Here is a 20,542-nt window from a genome sequence, read left to right as displayed (position 1 = left end):
CAGGACATGACCATCCCCCCGCAGGCGAAACCCGCCCCGGACGCCGAGCGGGACGTGCTGCTCAAGGTCGACGGCCTGGTGAAGCACTTCCCCATCAAGAAGGGGCTGCTCCAGCGGCAGGTCGCGGCCGTCCAGGCCGTCGACGGGCTGAGCTTCGACGTGCGCTCCGGTGAGACGCTCGGCGTCGTCGGCGAGTCCGGCTGCGGCAAGTCGACGATGGGGCGGCTCATCACCCGGCTGCTCGAACCGACCAGCGGGCGCGTGGAGTTCGAGGGCGTGGACATCACGCACCTGGGCACGGCGAAGATGCGGCCGCTGCGCCGCGACGTCCAGATGATCTTCCAGGACCCGTACTCGTCGCTGAACCCCCGGCACACCATCGGCACGATTGTCGGCGCGCCCTTCAAGCTCCAGGGCGTCAGCCCCGAGGGCGGCGTCAAGAAGACCGTCCAGGGGATGCTGGAGCGGGTCGGCCTCAGCCCCGAGCACTACAACCGCTATCCGCACGAGTTCTCCGGCGGCCAGCGCCAGCGCATCGGCATCGCGCGGGCGCTCGCCCTCCAGCCGAAGCTGGTCGTCGCCGACGAGCCGGTGTCCGCCCTGGACGTGTCCATCCAGGCCCAGGTGGTCAACCTCCTCGACGACCTCCAGGACGAGCTCGGGCTCACGTACGTGATCATCGCGCACGACCTGTCGGTCATCCGGCACGTGTCCGACCGCATCGCGGTGATGTACCTCGGCAAGATCGTCGAACTCGCGGACCGCAAGGACCTGTACACCAGGCCCATGCATCCGTACACCAAGGCGCTGCTGTCCGCGGTGCCGGTGCCGGACCCCAAGCGGCGCGGGGTCAAGAGCGAGCGCATCCTGCTGCGCGGGGACGTGCCCTCGCCCATCGACCCGCCGAGCGGGTGCCGCTTCCACACGCGGTGCTGGAAGGCGACGGAGATCTGCGCGGTCAAGGAGCCTCCGCTCCTCGCCCTCGAAACCGCCCACCAGGTGGCCTGCCACCACCCCGAGAACGCCTCCGACCAGGCCCCCGAGGACACGAAGCTCCTCCAGGTGGCCAGGGAGGCGATCGATGTGGTGTCGGTGAGCACCGTGGCGGATGCGGAGGCCGCTGCCGCGGAGGGTACGGGAGGTGGGGGCGCCGCCGAGTCGCCGGCGCCGGCGTCGGCCGCGTCCGCGGAGGAGTCCGCTGCCGCGGGGGAGGCCGCGTCTCCGGGGGAGGCCGCTGCTGCGGAGGAGCCTGCTTCGGAGGCTGAGGCCGCCGAGGCGGAGAAGCCCGCGTCTCCGGAGGAGTCCGCTCCTGCGGAGGAGCCTGCGTCCGCGGAGGAGTCCGCTGCCGCGGAGGTGTCTGCTCCGGAGGCTGAGGCCGCCGAGGCGGAGGAGCCTGCGGTGGCGGACGGGCCCGCCGAGCCTCAGGTGGACGCCGAGCCGCGAGCGGACGCCGAGCTGCAGAAGGACGCCGAGCCGGGGGAGGACGTGGGTCCGGAACAGGGCACGGGTTCGAAGAAGGGCGCGGGGTTGAAGAAGGGCTCGGGCACGACCGACTGAGCGTGCTTTTGGTGCCGGAGGCCGCCGCACCGCAGATCGGCCTCCGGCCTCGTCCTCAATCGCCGGACGGGCTTTCCCCCACCCACCCGTCCGCCCTTACGGCTGGCGGCGCGTTCCTCTGCCGACCCCCGGCATGTGCCGGGGTTCCCCGCCCCCCGGGGCTTTTGCCGCTCGCGGCGCGTTTCCTGCCCGGGGTGGTCAGGGGCTGGGGCGGGAGGGGTGGCTTTCGGTTGGGGGACAATGGTGCGTGCTTCAGGAACTGTTCAGCCCGGGGGTCCAGCACGCACTGGACATCGTCGGCATCTTCGTCTTCGCGATATCCGGCGCCCTCCTCGCCGTACGCAAGAACTTCGACGTCTTCGGCATCGCCGTACTCGCCGAGGTCACGGCCCTCGGCGGCGGCCTCTTCCGCGACCTGGTGATCGGCGCGGTCCCCCCGGCCGCCTTCACCGATCTCGGCTACTTCCTCACGCCGCTGCTCGCCGCACTCCTCGTGTTCTTCCTGCACCCCCAGGTCGAACGCACCCAGTTCGCGGTGAACGTCTTCGACGCGGCCGGCCTCGGCCTGTTCTGCGTCACGGGCACCACGAAGGCGTACGACTACGGGCTCGGCCTCACCGCGTCCGCCACCCTGGGCCTGGCCACGGCGGTCGGCGGCGGCGTCCTGCGCGACATCGTCGCCAACGAGGTGCCGTCCCTGGTCCGCTGGGACCGTGACCTGTACGCGGTCCCCGCCGTCGTGGGCGCCACGATCGTCGCCCTGTGCATCCGCTTCGACGCCCTGAACGGGTTCACGACGGCGTTCGCCATCGTCACCGCGTTCGTGCTGCGGCTGCTCGCGATGCATTACCACTGGCGGGCGCCGCGCGCCTGGAACCGCCGCTCGTCGGCCGCCGAGGAGTCGGTCTGACCCGGGCAGGGCAGGCGGGCGGCCCGTCCTCTCCCCCGAGGGAGGACGGGCCGCCCGCTGTCGTGTCACCCGGGTCACCGGGATCACCCGGGTCACCGGAGGCCACCCGGGTCACCGCAGGGCCGGTCGGTCACCGGCAGCTGGGGCTGTTGCGGATGTTGATGGCGTACGGCTTCCAGCCAGGATTGACGTAGCCGGTCTTGCGCGGCTTGAGGCAGGCCGACTTCCGCTGGCCGCTCGTGTGCACGAAGTAGAGCTTGGCTCCGTCGTCACGGCGGGAGTTGGTGATGACCTTGGCCTGCTTGGCCCGCGGACCGAGGTTCTGGTAGCCCATGTCCTTGTACTTCGCGAGCAGGGTGTTGCCCTTGTAGAAGCAGACGGACGGCCAGGGGCAGCCGGGCCGCCGCGCGTCGGCGGACTGCTGGGTGCCCTGGTCCGTGACGGCCATGGTGGCCTGCGGTGCCCGCTGGGCGGCGGACCCCTGGGAGGCGAAGGCGGTGGGCGCCACGCCCGAGGCCATCAGGCCGCCGCCGAGAGCCAGGGCCGCCGTGCCGATTGCTGCGCGCTTACCGATGATCATGTGGCTTCGTCCCTTCCTGTGTGGTGGGGCGGCGTGGGGTGGACCACGCCGCCCGTTGTGCGTCACCGACTGTGCGCCGGGCCGCGGCACGGCGGACAGGGGAAGCCGCGAAGTGGCGGGTTCGCGGGAGGCCCGGGCCTCTGACCTGCGGGGGCGCCGTGTCCCATGCCGTCGTCGTGGGACGGCGGGACGGCCCTCGGACCCCGACGCGGCTTGTCGACCATGGCGCGTGTTGAACGGTGGCCGGGGAAAGGCTGGAACCGGACCCCGCGCCCTTGCCATCCTTCGGGGGAAGGGCGTACGGCCTGCCGCCACACGGCGGGAGGCACTCGTCGCCTCGGGGGATCTCGAACGCGTCAGGGGTGGAGCATGTCGCGTTGGAAGGAGCTGCCCGCCTCCCTGGACCGGCGTGTGTGGCAACTCGTCGTACAGATGCGGGCGTTGAAGGACCACAGCGGGCTCAGCCAGTCCGCTCTCGCAGCCAAGACCTCCTACAGCGGCTCGTCCTGGGCGCGCTATCTCAACGGCAAGGCGCTACCGCCGCGCGAGGCCGTCGAGGAGCTGGCCCGGACGTGCGGGGCGGACCCCGGCCGGCTGCTCGCGCTGCGGGACGTGGCGGCGGAGGCGTGGGGGAGCGAGGGCCCGGAGGGGGCCATGGGGAGTGAGGCGAGCGAAGGTGGTGAGGGGGCGGACGGAGGCCGCGACGGTCCGCCGCGCCGCCCCGGGGGCCCGCGCCGCCGTCGCCTCCTGGTCGGCGTGGTCTGCGCCGCCCTGCTCGCCGCCGTCACGAGCCTGCTGATCGGCCGCCCGTGGGACGGCGACGGCTCCTCGTCCGAGGGCCGCCCGGACCGGCAGGAGCAGACGTCGCAGCAGGGGCAGCCGGGAGAGCAGCGGGGCGTGTTCGTCTTCCGGCCCGGCAAGAGCCACCGTTGCGACATCGGCCGCAAGGACGGCGCCCTGTACGCCGGTTACAGCCTCAGCACCGAGGTGCTGCTCGACACCAACAGCACGAGCTGGGACGTCGTGGAGGCCCAGTGCCTGCTGCGCCACCACGGCCACGACCCGGGCACGGTCGACGGCGCGTACGGCGAGCGGACCAAGAGCGCGGCCCGGAGCTTCCAGAAGACCCAGCACCTGGCGCCCGACGGGATCGTGGGCCCGGACACGTGGGGGGCGCTGCGACGGTGAAGGCGCACAAGGAACACGTCATGAGCGGGCACAAGGAACACGCCGTGAGCGGGGCGGACGCCGAAACGCCTCTCGAATGCGCCCGTCTCGCCGCCGAGTTGCGCGAGGTGAAGGAGCGCGCGGGCCTGAGCCTGGCCGCGCTCGCGCGGCACACGCCGTACAGCAAGTCCTCCTGGGACCGCTATCTCAACGGCAAGCAGCAGCCGCCGAAACAGGCGGTGGAGTCGCTGTGCGAGGTGGCGCGGGAGCCCTCGGGGCGGCTGCTCGCGCTGTGGGGGCTCGCGGACCCCGTGTGGAGCGGCCGGGCGCGGTCGACTCGGGCCGCGGTGCCCGCGCCGCGTCCGTCCGCCGCCACCGTCACGGCCGGGCATCGGGTCCGGCGCGGGCGGCGGGCGGCGCTGGTGGGCGGCGTGGTGGCGGCCGCCGTCGGCGCCGTGACGCTGGCGGTGGTCCTGTCGACGGGCGCCGCGTCGGGAGGCTCGGGAGGGCCGGTACGTGACGAGGCCGACGGGCGGCCCTTGGCGCCTCCGGCGCAGTTCGAGCCGGGGTGCCGTGCGCGGTCCTGCGAGGGCAAGAACCCCAAGGAGATGGGGTGCGGCAGGCAGGGCATGGTCGTCTCGCCACTGATGCGGACGGCCCCCGGCGGGCAGCGCGTCGAGATCCGGTACAGCGAGCGGTGCGGGGCGGTCTGGGCGCGCGGCATGAACCTGCGGGCGGGCGACCGCATCGAGCTGTCCCAGCCGGGCGCGCGCACCAAGCGGGCCCTCGCGCGGAACTCCGACGACTACATCGCGACCCCGATGACGGCGGCCCGCGACGCCCGCAGGGCCGAGGTCTGCCTCGATCCGGCGGCGGGCGGTGACGGGGGGCGTGTGTGCTTCGGCCCGTGAAAAAAGCTACCGCTCAGTAGTTTCATGTTGTACGTTGCTGGCATGGTGGAAACATCTGAGGCGCCGGTAGCGCGCGCGGCGGTGGGGGACAGCGAGTTCGACCGCGACACGGCGGTCACCGAGCGGGAGCCGGGCGTCTACGACACCGACCTCTCCGCGGGCTGGACCATCGTCAACGCCGTCAACGGCGGCTATCTCCTCGCGGTCGTCGGCCGCGCCCTCGCGCACGCGCTGCCGCATCCCGACCCGTTCACGGTCTCCGCGCACTATCTGACGGCGTCCGCGCCGGGGCCCGCCGTCGTCCGCACCCAGACCGTGCGGACCGGGCGCGGGCTCTCCACCGGGCAGGCCTCGCTCGTACAGTTCGGGGCCGACGGCAGTGAGGTCGAGCGGCTGCGGGTGCTTGCTTCGTACGGGGATCTCGGGGCGTTGCCCGACGATGTGCGTACGTCGGCCGTGCCGCCGGTGCTGCCGCCCGTCGAGGAGTGCTTCGGGGCCGACGACGCGCCGGCCGAGCAGCGCGCCGTGCCAGGGTCGTCCGCGATCGCCGACCGGCTGTGGCTGAAGCTGGATCCCGCGACGCTGGGGTGGGCGTTGGGGGCGCCGTCCGGCAAGGGGGAGATGCGGGGGTGGTTCGGGCTCGCCGACGGGCGCCCCGCCGACCCGCTGTCGCTGTTGCTCGCCGTGGACGCGTTGCCGCCGACGGCGTTCGAGCTCGGGCTCAAGGGGTGGGTGCCCACCGTCGAACTCACCGTCCACGTCCGTGCCCGGCCCGTGCCCGGGCCCCTCCGCGTCGCCATCTCCACCCGCAACCTGGCCGGTGGCTATCTGGAGGAGGACGCCGAAGTCTGGGACTCCGCCGACCGCCTGGTCGCCCAGTCCCGCCAACTGGCCCGAGTCCGCCTCCCCTGACCGTCATGTACGGGGAGGGGCAGGCCTGGCCCCGTGTCCAAGGCGCCCCGCCAGAAACCCGTCAACCCGTAAGGCACACCCCCGCATAAGACACCCCTCCCACCACGACCCACGCGCACAGTCCCACAAGGCCCACCCGGCCCCCGGTGCGTACCAGTGACCGGAGGTCCACCGCGCTGCCGAGGCCGAACAGTGCCGCGGCGAGGAGGAGTTCCTGGGCGACTCCGGCCGCGTCGAGGGCCGAGTCGGGCAGCCACCCCGTGCTGCGTACCGCCACCATCCCCACGAATCCCGCGACGAACAGCGGCACCAGGGGCGGCCGTCGCCCACCCGCGCCGTCCACCGCCCCCGGGGCGTCCGCGGCGCGTGCCCGTGCCGCCATCGCCACCCCCGCCACCAGCGGAGCCAGCATCGCCACCCGCATCAGCTTGACGAGCACGCCCTCCCCGAGGGCGTCACCCCCGGCGGTCTGCGCGGTCGCGACCACCTGCCCCACGTCGTGCACGCTCGCCCCGACCCACCGCCCGAACTCCGCGTCGCTCAGCCCCAACGGCCCCTGGAGCAGCGGCAGTACGGCGATCGCGAGCGTCCCGCAGAGCGTCACGACAGCCACCGAAGCGGCCGTGTCCCGCTCCTCGCTGCGCGACACGTCGCTCACGGCGCCGATCGCCGACGCCCCGCAGATCGAGTAGCCGGTGGCGATGAGCAGGGGCTGGTCACCGGGCAGCCCCAGCTTCCGGCCGAGCCACCACGTACCGAAGAACGTCGCCGCGACCACGACGAGCACCATCGCGACGGTCTCCCAGCCGACCCCCAGCACATCGCGCAGGCTGAGCTTCAGGCCCAGCAGCACCACACCCACCCGCATCAGCCGTTTCGCGGCGAAGGTGAGTCCGGGGCGGGCCCAGCCGCGTACCCACACCCGCGAACCGGGCACCTGCGCGGCCGCCAGACCGAGGACGATGGCGACCGTCAGCATCGGTATGCCGGGCACCAGGCGGTGGGTCAGCCAGGCGAGGGCGACGCCCGTCGCCGCGAGGGCTAGGCCGGGCCAGGGGCCCGAAGTGGCCGCGCGCCACCGCGAGAGCGGGCGCGCACGCGGTGCCGGTGCCGGTTTCGGCGGGCGCTGTCCGAGCAGCGCCATCAGCGGTCGGCCGGCAGGTCGTACACGCGCCGCACGCTGCTGCCGAGCCGCGAGATGTCCGCGCCGTAGACGTGCAGGGATATCGCCCGCCCGGCACCCGCGTTCCACACGCGGTGGATGTCACCGGGCGGCGCGAAACCGCACACCGCGCCCTTCGGGTTCACCACGTCCTCCGTGGCGACGAGGTGCGCCGCGGTGCCGGGCCCCGCGGCCGGCACGAGCCGGTAGCGCCGTTCGTGCTCCTCGCCCTCGTGCACGCCGGTCACACACCACGACACGTGGTCGTGCACCGACGTGCGCTGGCCGGGCAGCCACACCAGAGCGACGACGGAGAAGCTGCCGTCGCTCTCGGCGTGCAGCAGGTGCTGGCGGTAGCGGTCCGGATCGCCCTCGCACTGCTCGGGGGTGAGCAGGTCGGCGGCGCCGAGGTGGGGCGCGAGGCGCTCGCCGACCAGGTACGCGGTCAGGTCCGGCGGCAGGCCGCGGCCGACGGCCTCGCGGATGTCGGAGACGAGCGCGTCGAGGCGCTCCGTCGTGCGGGTGCGGGTGTGCGCGGTGGGGGTGGTCATACGGGCAGGGTCGGCCCGCACCATCCATCACGTCCAACGACAGTTTCTTGGCGGAACCTCAAAGCTTGCTTATGGATGGGGTGGAGAACTTACCTGTTGAGACTAGATAGAGCGTTCTAGCAACCCACCCGGTTCGCCGCCACGGCCTTCAACTCGTCGAGCACGAGCGCCGTGGCCGGAATGCGCAGATGCTCCCGCAGGACGTACGCGGACACCTGCCGCCGCGACGCCGGGTCCAGCGGGCGGCCGGTGACGGAGCGGTGGCACAGGAAGTTCAGGACGAGGCCCGGCATCATCGCGATGCCGAGTCCCTCCGAGACGAGGCTCTGTATGACGAGGTTGTCGTCGGTGGTGAAGGCGATGTCCGGCGCGAAGCCCTGCTCGGCGCACTCGTGCAGGAAGTTGGCCCGGCAGCGCAGGCACCCGGCGATCCAGCGCTCCTCGGACAGATCGGCGAGCCGCACCGAGCGGCGCCGCGCCATGGGGTGCCGGGTGGGCATCAGGACCGTCAACTGGTCCTCCATCAGCGGTACTTCGACGACCTCGTCCGGCACGTCTTCGCGCAGGCCGGGATAGGTGAACGCGAGCGTGACGTCGGCGTCGCCGTGCACCAGGCGCCGCAGCGACTCCGGCGGCTCGTACTCCTGCAGCTCGACGCGGATGCCGCGGTGGCCGCGGGCCAGGCGGGCCAGGGCCTCGGGGATCAGGGTGGCGGTGGCGCTCGGGAACGCGCACAGTCTGACCCGGCCGGTGCGCAGCCGCGTGATCGCGTTCATCTGCTGCTGCGCCGCGTCGATGTTGCCGAGGATCACCCCGGCGTGCCGGGACAGCGCCTCGCCCGCCTCCGTGAGCCGCATCCGGCGGCCGACGCGGGTGAACAGGACCGTGCCCACGGACCGTTCGAGCGCCTTCATCTGCTGGGTGATCGCGGGCTGCGTATAGCCGAGCGAGCGGGCCGCGGCGGAATACGAACCGGTGCGGACCACTTCGTGGAAGGACCTGATGTGCCGGGAGTCGAACACGTCCGAATCATAAGCAGAATTTGGGAACAGGTGACGGGGCTTTTCCGCCGCTTCTGGATCGGGCGCTTCTGGATCGGGCGCTTCTGGATCGGGCGCTTCTGGACCGGGCGCTTCTGGATCAGGCGCGGCGACGGTGGCCGCGGGTGTCCGGGGCCCGGGGTGGCCGCGGCGTGCCCGGGGCCCGGCCTGCGCGATCCTTGACCGTGTGAAGTCCGACCGGCTGCTCTCCATCCTCCTGCTGCTCCAGACCCGCGGGACGGTGCCCGCGCACGAACTCGCCGAGCGCCTCGAGGTGTCCGTACGCACCATCTACCGCGACGTCGACGCGCTCTCCGCGTCCGGTGTCCCGGTGTACGCCGAGCGCGGCCGGCACGGCGGCATCGCGCTGCTGCCGGGCTACCGCACGGACGTCACGGGGCTGACCGCCGACGAGTCGCGCGCCCTGTTCGTCCTCGCCGCGCAGGGCGCGCACGCCGCGCTCGGCCTGGACGCGGCCATCGGCTCGGCCCTGCGCAAGGTGATGGCGGCGCTGCCCGCACCGCACCGGCCCGCCGCCGAACTGACCAGCCGCCGGATCCTCGTCGACGCCACGCGGTGGACGCGCGGACCGGGCGACGGGCTGCCGGTGGACCACCTGGGCACGCTCCAGGACGCCGTCTTCGCCGACCGGCGGCTGTGCGTCGGCTATGTGCACAGCGGCGCGGAGGACCCGGACGAGCCGGTGACCTACCTCCTCGATCCGTACGGCCTCGTCTCCAAGGCGGGTGTCTGGTATCTCGTGGCCGACCGGGACGGGGAGCCGCGGCTGTTCCGCGCCGACCGGGTGCGCTCGGCGCGCGTCACGGACGAGCCCGTGCGGCGCAGGCCGGGCGTCGAACTCGCCGATGTCTGGCAGGTGCTGAAGCGGCGGGTGGAGCGGCGCACCGGCGGCATCGAGGTCACCGCGCGGGTGCGCCGCGACCGCTACGGGCGCTTCCTTCGACTGCACGGGGGCGCGCTCACCGAGGTGGTCGCCGAGGATGAGGGGGATGAGGGGGACGTAGGGACCGGGGGCAAGGGGGAGTGGATCACTGTGCGCATGGTGTGCGAGGAGACGCGCGCGGCCCGCGTGCTGCTCGCGTTCTCCGACGCCGTCGAGGTGCTTTCGCCGCCGGAGGTGCGCGAAGAGATGGCGCGGGCCGCCGCGGCGGTCAGTGCGCTGTACGAGGGCCCGCAATGAGGAAACGGCCGAGCTCCGCCGTGAGTTCCGCCGGCGCGTCCTCCTGTACGAGATGTCCGGCGCCCTCGATCAGGCGCAGCTCGGCGCCCGGGATCAGCTCGGCGAGTTCGTGGCCGCGCGCCACCGGGATCCAGGTGTCCTCGGTGCCCCAGCAGATGAGGACGGGCAGCGCCAACTCGCCGTACCTGCCCTGGATCTCGTCCGTGAAGCGCTGGTCGTTCTGCTCGATCTGCCGGTAGAAGGCCGGCCGGCCCGCCTCGGTGCACCAGGGCGCCACGAGCCGGTCGAGGACGGCCGGGTGCAGTCCGCGGTGGCTCGCCGAGCCGACGTACTCACGCACCAGCGCCTCGTGCAGCGCGGCCGGGAGCTGCGCGAACACCTCCGCGTGCGCGCCGAGCAGCCGGTACGTGGGCGAGCCCCACGGCGCGAGCGCCACCGGGTCGACGACGGCGAGGCGGGCATAGCGCGCTCCGTGCAGCAGGTGGGCCCGCAGCGCCACGCAGCCCCCGAAGTCGTGCGCCACGACCGCCGGGAGGTCCCGCCCGTCCCGCCCGTCCTGCCCGTCCAGGCCCCAGTGCGCGAGCAGTTCCGTGAGCACGCGGGCGTGCGCGGCGAGCGTCACGTCCTGCCCGTCCCGCATCTCGGAGGCGCCGTACCCCGGCAAGTCCCATACGTACACGCGGTGTTCCCGCGACAGCGCCCTGGCGACGCCCCGCCAGACGTACGACGAGAACGGGGTGCCGTGGACCAGGACGACCGGGGGCGCCCCGGCGGGCCCGAGGGCGGCCCAGCGGACGGTGCCGGAGGAGGAGGTGAAGGTCTCGTCGAGGGGCCAGTCGTCGGGTGTGGTGGTCTCATCGCGTGTGGTCGTCATGACCGACAAGGCTAGTTGCCCCTTACCGGCGCGTCGAGCCAGTGCAGGCGGCCGAGGCTCACCAGGCGGAGTTGCCTGCGGGCCGTGTCCGTCACCGGGCCCTCGTCGTCGGTCTCCAGGAGCGCGGACGCGGTCATCACCATGTGGTCCACGTACATCCGCGCGAGCATCAGCAGGTCCTCCTCGCTCCAGCCCGCCGCCTCCGGCTCCATGGCGAACTGCGCCGCCACTTCCTCGGCGAACAGCGTCAGTTGCGCGCCTATGGCCTCGCGCACCCGCTTCACGCCGCCGTGCTGCTCGCGCGCGATGAAGCGGGCGTGGGCCGGGTGGGCGCGCACATAGGCGGCGATCAGGTCAACGGCGGCCGCGATGCGCTCCTCGCCGTCGCCGGTCGCCGCGAGCGTGGCGACGAGCGTCGCGTGCAGGCTGCCCAGGGCCTCCTCGACGAGGGCCACGCCCAGGTCGGCGGTGTCACGGAAGTGCCGGTAGAAGGCGGTGGGGGCCACCCCCACGGCGCGGGTCACCTCGCGCAGGCCGAGGCTGGACAGGCTCTGCTCCTCCAGCAGGCGCAGCGCCGCGTCGAGGAGCGCCTGCCGGGTCTTCTGCTTCTGCGCCTGCCGGGCGCCCCGGGCCGGGCCGTCGAGGGTGTGACTCATGCCATGCAGTTAACAACTGTTCTCCGAGATGTGAAAGCCGGGGAGCGAGTAGACTCTCCAGTCAGTGAACAGTTGTAACCACAAGCGTTCACCGAAGAGAGGTGGATCTCCCATGCTGTTCCTCGTCGCCGCACTCCTGCTGCTCGGCGTCGCCATGGGCACCGTGGCGCACGCCCCGCTGCCCGTCACGCTCGTCATGGCCACCGCCATCGGCCTGTGGCTGCTGGTGTTCGCGGTGCGCGAGCGGCACGCGCGCCACCGCTGACGGCGCCACCGATTCCGTACGGCCGCCAGATTCCGTACGAGATCTGGGATCCGTGCGAGACCTCGGATTCCGTACGACATCCGACCACCCTGAGGAGTCGCACCATGGAACTCACCGCACAGGCACCGGCCGACCGCCACGCGGCGCACCGTCCCGTCGGCCGTCGGGACACCGACGGCATGGCCGTGGCCTCCTTCGTCCTCGGTCTGCTCGGGCTGCTCGTCCTGAACATCGTGCTCGGCCCCGTCGCCATCGCCCTCGCGTCCGTCGCGCTGTGGCGCGGCACCGCCCGCCGAGGCCGTGCGCTGCTCGGACTCGGGCTCGGCGTGGCCGACCTCGTCCTCCTCGGCGTACTGATGTCCCTGAACGACACGGTGTCCTGGAGCTTCGCGGGCTGACCGGCGCCGACGGGCCCCCGCGGGGTCCGGCCGCGCACACGCGGCTCGTAGAATCGTGCGCACCATGGCCTACCTCGACCACGCCGCGACCACTCCGATGCTTCCGGAGGCGATCTCGGCGATGACCGCCCAGCTCGCCGTCACCGGCAACGCCTCCTCACTGCACGCGGCGGGGCGCCGGGCGCGGCGCACCGTCGAGGAGGCACGCGAGACACTGGCCGAGTCGCTCGGCGCGCGCCCCAGCGAGGTCGTCTTCACCTCCGGCGGCACCGAGGCCGACAACCTCGCCGTGAAGGGCCTCTATTGGGCGCGACGCTCCGGCAAGGACGGCGGCCCGCCCCGAACCCGCGTCCTGGCGAGCCCCGTCGAGCACCACGCCGTCCTCGACGCCGTGGACTGGCTCGGTGAGCACGAGGGCGCCACCGTCGAGTACCTCCCCGTGGACGCGCACGGCCGCGTGCACCCCGAAGCGCTGCGCGAGGCCATCGCCCGCGACCCCGACGACGTCGCCCTCGCGACCGTCATGTGGGCCAACAACGAGATCGGCACCCTCCAGCCGGTGCGCGAACTGGCCGACGTCTGCGCCGAGTTCGACGTGCCGCTGCACGCCGACGCCGTGCAGGCCTTCGGGCAGGTGCCCGTCGACTTCGGTGCCTCCGGGCTCGCCGCGATGACCGTCTCCGGGCACAAGATCGGCGGCCCCTACGGCATCGGCGCGCTGCTGCTCGGCCGCGCCCAGAGCCCCGTGCCCGTGCTGCACGGCGGCGGGCAGGAGCGGCACGTGCGCTCCGGCACGCTCGACGTGCCCGCGGTCGCCGCGTTCGCTGTGGCCGGGCGGCTCGCCGCCGAGCGCCGCGAGTGGTTCGCCCGCGAGATCGGCGCGCTGCGCGACGAACTGGTCGCGGCCGTCCGCGCGGCCGTCCCCGACGCCATCCTCGGCGGCGACCCCGCCCCCGGGGGCCGACTGCCCGCCAACGCCCACTTCACCTTCCCCGGCTGCGAGGGCGACTCGCTCCTGCTGCTCCTGGACGCGCAGGGCATCGAGTGCTCGACCGGCTCCGCCTGCACCGCGGGCGTCGCCCAGCCCAGCCACGTCCTCCTCGCCACCGGCACCGACCCCGACCTGGCCCGCGGCACCCTCCGCTTCTCGCTGGGCCACACGTCGACGCGAGCGGACGTGGAGGCGGTGGCGGGGGCGATCGGCCCGGCGGTGGAACGGGCACGGACGGCAGGCCTGAGCTGAGGGAATTCAGCCGGGAGCTCCCACCGGGCCACCCCCGGCGCGGTTCCCACTAGGCAGGCGTGCCCGCCCGGGCAGGCCTGTCCCGCTCCCGCCGCACAAGCCGCAAATACCGCTCCCAGTCCCAGTGCGGCCCAGGATCGGTGTGATCCGTACCCTCCACCTCCACATGCCCGATGACATGCTCCCGGTCCACCGGAATGTCGTACCGCCCACAGATCCCCGCCGTGAGCCGCGCCGAAGCCGCGTACATCGCGTCCGTGAACGACGACTTCTCGTCCACGAACCCTTCGTGCTCGATGCCCACGCTGCGCTCGTTCATGGACCTGTTGCCCGCGTGGAAGGCCACGTCGAGCTCGCGGATCATCTGCGCGACGTGCCCGTCCTTGCGGACGACATAGTGCGCCGCCGCCCCGTGCCCTGGGTCCTTGAAGACCTTCAGGGCGGTCGCGTACCCACCCTGGACGACGTGGATGACGACGCGGTCGATGTCGTAGTCCGAGGGGCGGTCGGCCCGCCGCCAGTTCGCACTGGACGCCGCTATCCACTGCGCGCCCCGGGCGTCGACCTCGCCCTCCCTGCGCTTCTTGACGACGCCGGGGAACCGCCACCACAGGCGGCCCAGCTCGTCGCGGGCGAGCACGGCCGCGCCGACGCCGGCGGCCGCACCGCCGAGCAGCAGCGCGCGCCGCGTGGGCCCGCGCCGCCGCGTGGGCTCCGCGCCCGCCCCGCTGCCGCCGGACCCGGGATTCCCGGCCTGCCCGGGGCGCCCGGTCTCCTCGGCCCGCCCGGCCTTCTCGGTGTGCTCCGCGTTCTCGTCCCCCATGTGATCCTCAACGCATACTCACGGGCAGTGGGTTCCCACGGACCCGTACCCTGTTAGGGCTATGACTTCGCAGATCTCCTCGGCCCAGCCGCGCACCAGCCGTCCGCTCCGCGTCCTCGCCGCCATGTCCGGTGGCGTGGACTCCGCCGTCGCCGCTGCCCGGGCCGCCGAAGCCGGGCACGACGTGACCGGTGTGCACCTGGCGCTCTCCGCGAACCCGCAGTCGTTCCGCACGGGCGCGCGCGGGTGCTGCACCATCGAGGACTCGCGCGACGCGCGGCGCGCGGCGGACGTCATCGGCATCCCGTTCTACGTGTGGGACCTCGCCGAGCGTTTCCGGGAGGACGTGGTCGAGGACTTCGTCGCCGAGTACGAGGCGGGGCGCACCCCGAACCCGTGCCTGCGCTGCAACGAGAAGATCAAGTTCGCCGCGCTCCTGGACAAGGCCCTCGCCCTCGGTTTCGACGCGGTCTGCACCGGCCACTACGCGCAGGTCGTGGTGAACGACGACGGCACGCGCGAGCTGCACCGCGCCTCGGACATGGCCAAGGACCAGAGTTACGTCCTCGGGGTCCTGGACGACCGGCAGCTCGCGCACGCGCTGTTCCCGCTCGGCGACACGGTCACCACGAAGGACGAGATCCGCGCGGAGGCCGAGCGCCGCGGGCTCGCCGTCGCCAAGAAGCCCGACAGCCACGACATCTGCTTCATCGCGGACGGCGACACCCAGGGCTTCCTCGCCTCCCGCCTGGGCAGGGCGGAGGGCGACATCGTCGACGCCGAGGGCAACAAGCTGGGCACCCACGAGGGGGCGTACGGCTTCACCATCGGCCAGCGCAAGGGCCTGCGCATCGGCACCCCCGCCCCCGACGGCAAGCCCCGCTACGTCCTGGACATCTCCCCGGTGAACAACACCGTGACGGTCGGCTCCGCCGCCGACCTGGACGTCACGGCCCTGACGGCCATCAAGCCCCGCTGGTGCGGCGCGGCCCCCTCCGGGTCCGGCTCGTACACCGCCCAGCTCCGCGCCCACGGCGGCGAGACGCCGGTCACGGCGGAGCTGGTGGACGGCGAGCTGCGGGTCTCCTTCGCGGAGGCGGTACGGGGGGTCGCCCCAGGCCAGGCGATCGTCCTGTACGACGGCACGCGGGTGGTGGGCTCGGCGACAATCGCCACAACGGAGCGGGCTACCGCACTGGCCTGAGCGGGTTCTAGCCCGTCGAGGGGGTCCCCCCTGCTCCTTAAGAGCTTGGGGGAGATTGAGGACGAGCCGCGAAGCGGCGATGCGGGGGAAAGGGACGCAGCCCCATACGCATCACGTCACGGTGAGGACCAGCTTCCCCGCGGTGCGGGACAGTTCGCCCACGGCGTGTGCTTCGGCCGCCCGCGCCAGCGGAAACGTCCGGGCGACCTCGGCGCGCAGCCGCCCCTCCGCCACGAGGCGGGCGATCTCCAGCATGCCGTGCCGGTCCGGCTCCACGACCGTCCAGCCGGTGTGCACGCCGAGCGCGGCGGCCCGCGCGGCGTCCGGGAGCCCGCCCGGGTCGGGCAGCGTGACCAGGTGGCCGCCGGGACGGAGGACCGCCAGGGAGCGGGTGCCGTACTCGCCGCCCACCCCGTCGAGCACCACGTCCACGTCCCGTACCGCCTCCGCGAAGTCCACCTCCGTGTAGTCGATCAGCTCGTCCGCGCCCAGGCTCCGCAGGAAGTCGTGCTTGTCGGCGCGCGCCGTGCCGATGACGTACGCGCCGTGCGCCTTGGCGATCTGCACCGCGAGGTGGCCGACGCCGCCGGCGGCCGCGTGGATCAGCACGCGCTGACCGGCGCGCAACCCGGCCGTCTCGATCAGGCCCTGCCAGGCGGTGAGCGCGGCCAGGGGCAGCGCGGCCGCCCCGACGTGGTCGATGTTCGCGGGCTTGCGGGCGAAGCGCCGCGCGGGAGCGGTGACGTACTCGGCGTAGCCGCCCGCCTGCTCCGGGAAGCGCGGCATGCCGAACACCTCGTCACCGGGGGCGAAGAGGGTCACTCCGGGACCGACGGCCTCGACCGTGCCGGACACGTCGTACCCGAGGATCGGGGTGTCGCCCCACGTCCCGAACTCGCCCGCGGCGCGCGTCTTCCAGTCGACCGGATTCACCCCGGCCGCATGCACCTTGACCAGGATCTCGGTGAGGCCGGGCTCGGGACGGTCCACCTCGACGGGGACCAGGACGTCGGGGGCACCCCACGCGCGCGGGCTGACGGCGCGCATGGTGACGGCGGTGGCTGCGGGCGTGGTCGCCGGCGTGCTCGTGGTCGCGGACGTGGTCGTACGGGAGCTCATGGATCTTGTTCCTCTCTGGTGAGCGGTCACCAGAGTGCGACCGGGAGGCCGACGGCGGTGCTGGCAGTTTGGCCATCATGTGACAGGATCTGGCCATGACCTCCGGCAGCGCGCACCGCGTCGTCGTCCTCGCCCTGGACGGCGTGTACCCCTTCGAACTGGGCATCCCTTCGCGCGTGTTCGGCAACGCCGAGGACGCGGCGGGACAGGCGCTGTACGACGTCGTGGTGTGCACGGCGGACGGCCGCCCCGTACGGACCGACGCGGGCTTCTCCGTGACCGCCGAGCACGGCCCGGAGGCCTTGGAGACGGCGGACACGGTGGTGATCCCGCCCGCGGGCCCCTGCGGCACGGCGACCGCCGTCGACGGGCTGAAGGGGCCGGTCGGCGCCGCCCTCGCGCGGGTGCGTCCGGGCGCGCGCCTGGTGTCGTTCTGCAGCGCCTCGTTCGTCCTGGCGGCGGCCGGTCTCCTCGACGGGCGGCCCGCGACGACGCACTGGCAGGTCGCCGAACAGTTCCGGCGCGCGTTCCCGAGGGTGCGGCTCGACGAGGACGTCCTCTTCGTGGACGACGGCGACATCCTCACGTCGGCGGGCGTCGCCGCGGGCGTCGACCTGTGCCTGCATCTCGTACGCCGCGACCACGGGAGCGCCGTCGCCAACCACGTCGCGCGCCGCTGCGTCGTACCGCCCTGGCGCGACGGCGGCCAGGCGCAGTACATCGAACGGCCCGTCCCGGAGCCGACGCTCGCCACGACGGCGGCCACGCGCGCGTGGGCCCTCGAACGGCTCCAGGAGCCGCTGACGCTCGGCGAGTTGGCGGAGCACGCGCGCATGAGCCTGCGCACCTTCACGCGCCGCTTCCGCGACGAGGCGGGCACCACGCCGGGCCGCTGGCTCACCGCCCAGCGCCTCGAACTGGCCCGCAACCTCCTGGAGACCAGCGACCTGCCCATCGACCTGGTGGCCCACCGCGCGGGCTTCGGCACCGCCAACTCGCTGCGCCAGCACATGCGTTCCGTCCTGGGCGTGTCACCGGCCGCCTACCGCAGGACGTTCACGGCGACGGCCGCTTAGGCCTCTGGGGCCTCTCAGGCCTCCGGAACCTCCTCCACTTCGTAGAAGCAGAAGTGGTCCTTGATGGCGGCCACTTCGGGCTTCGGCTCCGGGTACGCCCACACGGTGTCCGCGGCGTCCGGCAGCGACCAGTAGGACGCCGTCCCCTTGAAGGGGCAGTACGTGTGCGTCTCGGACGGCGTCAGCAGGTCCGTACGCACGTCCTCCGGAGGCAGGTAGTAGCGCACCGGGTAGCCCGTCTCGCGCAGCAGCAACGGCCGCCTGCTCTCGGCCACCACCTGCCCGCCGTGCGCCACGCGCACGTGCCGGGTGCCCTGCTCGACGGTGATGCGGTGTCCTTGGTGTCCTTCGTGTCCCTGACGTACTTCGGGGTGTCCCTCGGTCACGATGCCGCCCTCCTGTAGTGGCTCTCTCTGGTGCAGCGCGTTCCGGCGAACTCTTCTTCCCGAGATGTCAGAGGCGGGGTGTCAGAGGCGGAACGTACCGTGGAGCCCATGAATATCTGCGTCTTCCTCTCCGCCGCCGACCTGCCCGAGACCTACACCCGCCCCGCCCGCGAATTCGCCGAGCTGCTCGGCAAGGGCGGGCACACGCTGGTGTGAGTGGGGTCTCCCCTGCTCTTTAAGAGCTTGGGGAAGGTTCGGACGTGGGCCTGATGAAGGTCGTGGCGGACGGCGTGCAGGAGGCCGGCGGCCGCCTCATGGGCGTCTCGGTCGACTTCCTCGCCGCGAAGGCCCGGCCGGGCGTGGACGACATGGTGATCGCCAAGGACCTCGCCGAGCGCAAGGCGCTGCTCCTGGAGAAGGCCGACGCCGTCGTCATCATGGTCGGCGGCACGGGCACCCTCGACGAGGCCACCGAGATCCTGGAGCTGAAGAAGCACGGCAGGACCACCAAGCCCGTGGTGCTGCTCAACTCGGCCGGGTTCTACGACGGGTTGAAGGAGCAGTTCCGCCGCATGAAGGACGAGGGCTTCCTGCCGGTGCCGCTGACCGACCTGGTCTTCTTCGCGGAGGAGCCGGTGGGCGCCCTTGCCTATCTGGAGGAGGCCATGGGCACGCGCTGACCGGCCGCCCGGGCGACGGGTGACAGGGGACGGCTGGTCGTCGGCCCCGTGCGGCCGGAATGCGACCATGGGCGCATGGCAACTCATGTGATCACCGGGGCGGGCTCCGGCATCGGCGCGGCCGTCGCCCGCCGTCTCCACGCGCGCGGGGACACCCTCGTGCTGCACGCGCGCGACGCGGGACGCGCCAAGGAGCTCGCCGCCGAGTACCCGGGCGCGAACACCCTCGTCGGCGACCTGAACGACCCGGACAAGCTCTCCTGGGCCTTCTCGCACCAGACGCTCCCGGACCGCGTGGACTCGCTGCTGCACATCGCGGGCGTCGTCGACCTCGGCCCCGTCGGCGAGCTCACCCCGAAGTCCTGGCGCCACCAGCTCAACGTCAACCTGATCGCGCCCGCCGAGCTGACCCGGCACTTCCTGCCCCAACTCCGCGTCGCCCAGGGCCACGTGATCTTCGTGAACTCCGGCGCGGGCCTTCGCGCGAGCGCCGACTGGTCCGCGTACGCCGCCTCCAAGCACGGCCTGAAGGCCCTCGCGGACTCCCTGCGCAACGAGGAGCACGGCAACGGCGTGCGCGTCACCTCCGTCTACCCCGGCCGCACGGCGAGCCCCATGCAGGCCAAGGTCCACCAGCAGGAGGGCAAGGAGTACGACGCCGCGCAGTGGATCGACCCCGAGTCGGTGGCCACGACCATCCTGATGGCCCTCGACCTGCCGCGCGACGCCGAGGTCAACGACCTGACGGTGCGGCCGGGACGGTGAACACGGCGGTGAGCACGGCAGAGAGCACGATGCAGTGGGGCGGCGCCACCGGCGTCGGATCGATGCCGGGAGGCGACGCCCGCGAGACCGCGAAGACGGTCACCGGCACCTTCGAAGGAGCGGCGGGGTCCGCCGCGGGCCCCGGGCAGGGCATGCCGTACCTGGCCGAGCTGCCCGCGCGCGGCCCCGGCGCCGACATGATCGGCCGCACCGCCGGGATGCTCGTCGAGCTGTACGCGCGCGTGGAGCCCAGCGGCTGGCGCATCGGCGACCGGCCCGGCCGCGACACGCGCCGCGCGGCGTCCTGGCTCGGCGAGGACCTGGACGCCCTGGAGGAGTTCACCCAGGGGTACGAGGGCCCGCTGAAGGTCCAGGCCGTCGGGCCCTGGACGCTCGCCGCCGCCCTGGAACTGCGGAACGGCGAGGCCGCGCTCTCCGACCTCGGTGCCTGCCGGGACCTGGCCGGATCCCTCGCGGAAGGCCTGCGGGCCCACCTCGCGGAGGTCCGCAGGCGGGTGCCGGGCGCCACGCCCGTGCTCCAGCTCGACGAGCCGTCGCTCACCGCCGTGCTCCGCGGGCAGATCAAGACCGCCAGCCAGTACCGCACCCACCGTGCCGTGGACCGTCAGGTCGTCGAGAGCGCGCTGCGCGACGTCATGGCCGTCCACGACGGCCCCGTCGCCGTGCACTCCTGCGCGCCCGACGTGCCGTTCGCGCTGCTGCGCCGGGCGGGCGCCGACGCCGTGTCGTTCGACTTCGCGCTGCTCACCGAGCGTGATGACGAGGTACTCGGCGAGGCCGTCGAAGCCGGCACGAAGCTGTTCGCCGGTGTCGTGCCGGGCACGGACGGACCATTGTCAGACCCTGCCGGTAGCGTCATGGGTGTCAGGACGCTGTGGCGCAGGCTGGGGCTGAATCCGGGGTCGCTCGCGGAGGCGGTCACGGTCACGCCGTCGTGCGGTCTCGCGGGCGCTTCGCCCGCGTATGCCCGCGCGGCGCTCGCCCACTGCGTCCGGGCGGCGAGATCACTCGCGGACAACCCTGAGTAACTGGGTCTGAAGG

General features: G+C 73.0%; 22 protein-coding genes and 1 pseudogene. 14 read left to right on the top strand and 9 right to left on the bottom strand.

The window, feature by feature from the left end; all coding sequences use genetic code 11:
- The first annotated feature begins 6 nt into the window (after window positions 1-6).
- Together AC0KTA_RS10870 and AC0KTA_RS10865 are read left to right on the top strand one after the other, a co-directional pair.
- On the top strand, window positions 7-1,557 hold the full coding sequence (locus tag AC0KTA_RS10870) for an ABC transporter ATP-binding protein (protein WP_481054907.1): 1,551 nt from the start codon (window positions 7-9) through the stop codon (window positions 1,555-1,557).
- 247 nt (window positions 1,558-1,804) lie between these two features.
- On the top strand, window positions 1,805-2,467 hold the full coding sequence (locus tag AC0KTA_RS10865) for a trimeric intracellular cation channel family protein (protein WP_481054906.1): 663 nt from the start codon (window positions 1,805-1,807) through the stop codon (window positions 2,465-2,467).
- A gap of 130 nt (window positions 2,468-2,597) precedes the next feature.
- Here AC0KTA_RS10865 and AC0KTA_RS10860 read toward each other — a convergent pair whose 3' ends face one another.
- Window positions 2,598-3,047: a hypothetical protein gene (locus tag AC0KTA_RS10860; RefSeq protein WP_481054905.1), complete on the bottom strand. Its 450-nt coding sequence runs from the start codon at window positions 3,045-3,047 to the stop codon at window positions 2,598-2,600.
- Window positions 3,048-3,416: 369 nt separating this feature from the next.
- On the opposite strand from AC0KTA_RS10860, the gene AC0KTA_RS10855 reads away from it, so the two are divergent.
- The 3 genes from AC0KTA_RS10855 to AC0KTA_RS10845 are packed head-to-tail and all read left to right on the top strand — an operon-like array spanning window position 3,417 to window position 6,037.
- Entirely contained in the window at window positions 3,417-4,235 is an 819-nt protein-coding gene (locus AC0KTA_RS10855) for a helix-turn-helix domain-containing protein (protein ID WP_481054904.1), read from the top strand.
- A gap of 20 nt (window positions 4,236-4,255) precedes the next feature.
- Complete coding sequence (locus tag AC0KTA_RS10850; RefSeq protein ID WP_481054903.1) at window positions 4,256-5,125, top strand: helix-turn-helix domain-containing protein; 870 nt, start codon at window positions 4,256-4,258, stop codon at window positions 5,123-5,125.
- Between the two features lie 42 nt (window positions 5,126-5,167).
- On the top strand, window positions 5,168-6,037 hold the full coding sequence (locus AC0KTA_RS10845) for a thioesterase family protein (protein WP_481054902.1): 870 nt from the start codon (window positions 5,168-5,170) through the stop codon (window positions 6,035-6,037).
- Between the two features lie 61 nt (window positions 6,038-6,098).
- On the opposite strand, the gene AC0KTA_RS10840 is transcribed toward AC0KTA_RS10845, so the two are convergent.
- From AC0KTA_RS10840 to AC0KTA_RS10830, 3 genes are all read right to left on the bottom strand, one after another.
- Entirely contained in the window at window positions 6,099-7,181 is a 1,083-nt protein-coding gene (locus AC0KTA_RS10840) for a YeiH family protein (RefSeq protein WP_481054901.1), read from the bottom strand.
- A complete protein-coding gene (locus AC0KTA_RS10835; RefSeq protein ID WP_481054900.1) occupies window positions 7,181-7,750 on the bottom strand; it encodes a cysteine dioxygenase family protein in 570 nt (189 codons plus the stop codon). The genes AC0KTA_RS10840 and AC0KTA_RS10835 overlap by 1 nt, the downstream gene beginning before the upstream one ends.
- 116 nt (window positions 7,751-7,866) lie before the next feature.
- Window positions 7,867-8,772, bottom strand: a complete 906-nt coding sequence (locus tag AC0KTA_RS10830) for a LysR family transcriptional regulator (protein ID WP_481054899.1) — start codon at window positions 8,770-8,772, stop codon at window positions 7,867-7,869.
- Window positions 8,773-8,977: 205 nt separating this feature from the next.
- Between AC0KTA_RS10830 and AC0KTA_RS10825 the strand changes: the two genes are divergently transcribed.
- On the top strand, window positions 8,978-9,991 hold the full coding sequence (locus tag AC0KTA_RS10825; protein WP_481054898.1) for a helix-turn-helix transcriptional regulator: 1,014 nt from the start codon (window positions 8,978-8,980) through the stop codon (window positions 9,989-9,991).
- Here AC0KTA_RS10825 and AC0KTA_RS10820 read toward each other — a convergent pair.
- Both AC0KTA_RS10820 and AC0KTA_RS10815 read right to left on the bottom strand, forming a co-directional pair.
- Window positions 9,963-10,865, bottom strand: a complete 903-nt coding sequence (locus tag AC0KTA_RS10820; RefSeq protein WP_481054897.1) for an alpha/beta fold hydrolase — start codon at window positions 10,863-10,865, stop codon at window positions 9,963-9,965. The genes AC0KTA_RS10825 and AC0KTA_RS10820 overlap by 29 nt on opposite strands.
- Window positions 10,866-10,876: 11 nt before the next feature.
- Window positions 10,877-11,521, bottom strand: coding sequence for a TetR family transcriptional regulator (locus AC0KTA_RS10815; protein ID WP_481054896.1), 645 nt, complete (start codon window positions 11,519-11,521; stop codon window positions 10,877-10,879).
- Between the two features lie 112 nt (window positions 11,522-11,633).
- On the opposite strand from AC0KTA_RS10815, the gene AC0KTA_RS10810 reads away from it, so the two are divergent.
- The 3 genes from AC0KTA_RS10810 to AC0KTA_RS10800 all read left to right on the top strand — a co-directional run bounded on the left by AC0KTA_RS10810 (window position 11,634) and on the right by AC0KTA_RS10800 (window position 13,427).
- Entirely contained in the window at window positions 11,634-11,786 is a 153-nt protein-coding gene (locus tag AC0KTA_RS10810) for a hypothetical protein (protein ID WP_481054895.1), read from the top strand.
- A gap of 104 nt (window positions 11,787-11,890) precedes the next feature.
- Window positions 11,891-12,184 (top strand): DUF4190 domain-containing protein, encoded by a 294-nt coding sequence (locus AC0KTA_RS10805; protein ID WP_481054894.1) that lies wholly within the window; start codon window positions 11,891-11,893, stop codon window positions 12,182-12,184.
- Window positions 12,185-12,248: 64 nt separating this feature from the next.
- The gene (locus AC0KTA_RS10800) at window positions 12,249-13,427 is read left to right on the top strand and encodes a cysteine desulfurase family protein (protein ID WP_481054893.1); all 1,179 of its coding nucleotides are present in this window, start codon (window positions 12,249-12,251) and stop codon (window positions 13,425-13,427) included.
- Between the two features lie 49 nt (window positions 13,428-13,476).
- On the opposite strand, the gene AC0KTA_RS10795 is transcribed toward AC0KTA_RS10800, so the two are convergent.
- Complete coding sequence (locus AC0KTA_RS10795; RefSeq protein WP_481054892.1) at window positions 13,477-14,250, bottom strand: N-acetylmuramoyl-L-alanine amidase; 774 nt, start codon at window positions 14,248-14,250, stop codon at window positions 13,477-13,479.
- Window positions 14,251-14,311: 61 nt separating this feature from the next.
- Here AC0KTA_RS10795 and mnmA point away from each other — a divergent pair, with 61 nt between their 5' ends.
- Window positions 14,312-15,454, top strand: coding sequence for a tRNA 2-thiouridine(34) synthase MnmA (gene mnmA, locus AC0KTA_RS10790; protein WP_481054891.1), 1,143 nt, complete (start codon window positions 14,312-14,314; stop codon window positions 15,452-15,454).
- 111 nt (window positions 15,455-15,565) lie between these two features.
- Here the strand turns inward: mnmA and AC0KTA_RS10785 are convergent, their stop codons facing one another.
- Entirely contained in the window at window positions 15,566-16,573 is a 1,008-nt protein-coding gene (locus tag AC0KTA_RS10785; RefSeq protein ID WP_481054890.1) for an NADP-dependent oxidoreductase, read from the bottom strand.
- 95 nt (window positions 16,574-16,668) lie between these two features.
- On the opposite strand from AC0KTA_RS10785, the gene AC0KTA_RS10780 reads away from it, so the two are divergent.
- Window positions 16,669-17,649 carry a GlxA family transcriptional regulator gene (locus AC0KTA_RS10780; protein WP_481054889.1) on the top strand — a complete coding sequence of 327 codons (981 nt, stop codon included), beginning with the start codon at window positions 16,669-16,671 and terminating at the stop codon, window positions 17,647-17,649.
- A gap of 14 nt (window positions 17,650-17,663) precedes the next feature.
- Here the strand turns inward: AC0KTA_RS10780 and AC0KTA_RS10775 are convergent, their stop codons facing one another.
- Window positions 17,664-18,035, bottom strand: coding sequence for a DUF427 domain-containing protein (locus AC0KTA_RS10775; RefSeq protein ID WP_481054888.1), 372 nt, complete (start codon window positions 18,033-18,035; stop codon window positions 17,664-17,666).
- A gap of 108 nt (window positions 18,036-18,143) precedes the next feature.
- Here AC0KTA_RS10775 and AC0KTA_RS10770 point away from each other — a divergent pair.
- The 3 genes and pseudogenes from AC0KTA_RS10770 (at window position 18,144) to AC0KTA_RS10760 (ending at window position 20,529) form a co-directional block, all read left to right on the top strand.
- A pseudogene (locus tag AC0KTA_RS10770) lies at window positions 18,144-18,715 on the top strand (LOG family protein).
- 75 nt (window positions 18,716-18,790) lie between these two features.
- Entirely contained in the window at window positions 18,791-19,480 is a 690-nt protein-coding gene (locus AC0KTA_RS10765; protein ID WP_481054887.1) for an SDR family oxidoreductase, read from the top strand.
- 29 nt (window positions 19,481-19,509) lie between these two features.
- Window positions 19,510-20,529: a methionine synthase gene (locus AC0KTA_RS10760; protein ID WP_481056381.1), complete on the top strand. Its 1,020-nt coding sequence runs from the start codon at window positions 19,510-19,512 to the stop codon at window positions 20,527-20,529.
- Window positions 20,530-20,542: the final 13 nt, after the last annotated feature.

This window comes from Streptomyces sp. Y309, from assembly GCF_056712025.1.
Note: the sequence above shows the minus strand (reverse complement) of the source record. Positions and strands in the feature narration are given on the sequence as shown.

Bases quoted from the DNA above. Each gene is read 5' to 3' on its own strand.
- AC0KTA_RS10870 (WP_481054907.1), top strand. From the start codon at position 7: ATGACCATCCCCCCGCAGGCGAAACCCGCCCCGGACGCCGAGCGGGAC.
- AC0KTA_RS10860 (WP_481054905.1), bottom strand. From the start codon at position 3,047: ATGATCATCGGTAAGCGCGCAGCAATCGGCACGGCGGCCCTGGCTCTC.
- AC0KTA_RS10855 (WP_481054904.1), top strand. From the start codon at position 3,417: ATGTCGCGTTGGAAGGAGCTGCCCGCCTCCCTGGACCGGCGTGTGTGG.
- AC0KTA_RS10850 (WP_481054903.1), top strand. From the start codon at position 4,256: ATGAGCGGGCACAAGGAACACGCCGTGAGCGGGGCGGACGCCGAAACG.
- AC0KTA_RS10845 (WP_481054902.1), top strand. From the start codon at position 5,168: ATGGTGGAAACATCTGAGGCGCCGGTAGCGCGCGCGGCGGTGGGGGAC.
- AC0KTA_RS10840 (WP_481054901.1), bottom strand. From the start codon at position 7,181: ATGGCGCTGCTCGGACAGCGCCCGCCGAAACCGGCACCGGCACCGCGT.
- AC0KTA_RS10835 (WP_481054900.1), bottom strand. From the start codon at position 7,750: ATGACCACCCCCACCGCGCACACCCGCACCCGCACGACGGAGCGCCTC.
- AC0KTA_RS10820 (WP_481054897.1), bottom strand. From the start codon at position 10,865: ATGACGACCACACGCGATGAGACCACCACACCCGACGACTGGCCCCTC.
- AC0KTA_RS10815 (WP_481054896.1), bottom strand. From the start codon at position 11,521: ATGAGTCACACCCTCGACGGCCCGGCCCGGGGCGCCCGGCAGGCGCAG.
- AC0KTA_RS10810 (WP_481054895.1), top strand. From the start codon at position 11,634: ATGCTGTTCCTCGTCGCCGCACTCCTGCTGCTCGGCGTCGCCATGGGC.
- AC0KTA_RS10805 (WP_481054894.1), top strand. From the start codon at position 11,891: ATGGAACTCACCGCACAGGCACCGGCCGACCGCCACGCGGCGCACCGT.
- AC0KTA_RS10800 (WP_481054893.1), top strand. From the start codon at position 12,249: ATGGCCTACCTCGACCACGCCGCGACCACTCCGATGCTTCCGGAGGCG.
- AC0KTA_RS10795 (WP_481054892.1), bottom strand. From the start codon at position 14,250: ATGGGGGACGAGAACGCGGAGCACACCGAGAAGGCCGGGCGGGCCGAG.
- mnmA (WP_481054891.1), top strand. From the start codon at position 14,312: ATGACTTCGCAGATCTCCTCGGCCCAGCCGCGCACCAGCCGTCCGCTC.
- AC0KTA_RS10785 (WP_481054890.1), bottom strand. From the start codon at position 16,573: ATGAGCTCCCGTACGACCACGTCCGCGACCACGAGCACGCCGGCGACC.
- AC0KTA_RS10780 (WP_481054889.1), top strand. From the start codon at position 16,669: ATGACCTCCGGCAGCGCGCACCGCGTCGTCGTCCTCGCCCTGGACGGC.
- AC0KTA_RS10765 (WP_481054887.1), top strand. From the start codon at position 18,791: ATGGCAACTCATGTGATCACCGGGGCGGGCTCCGGCATCGGCGCGGCC.
- AC0KTA_RS10760 (WP_481056381.1), top strand. From the start codon at position 19,510: ATGCAGTGGGGCGGCGCCACCGGCGTCGGATCGATGCCGGGAGGCGAC.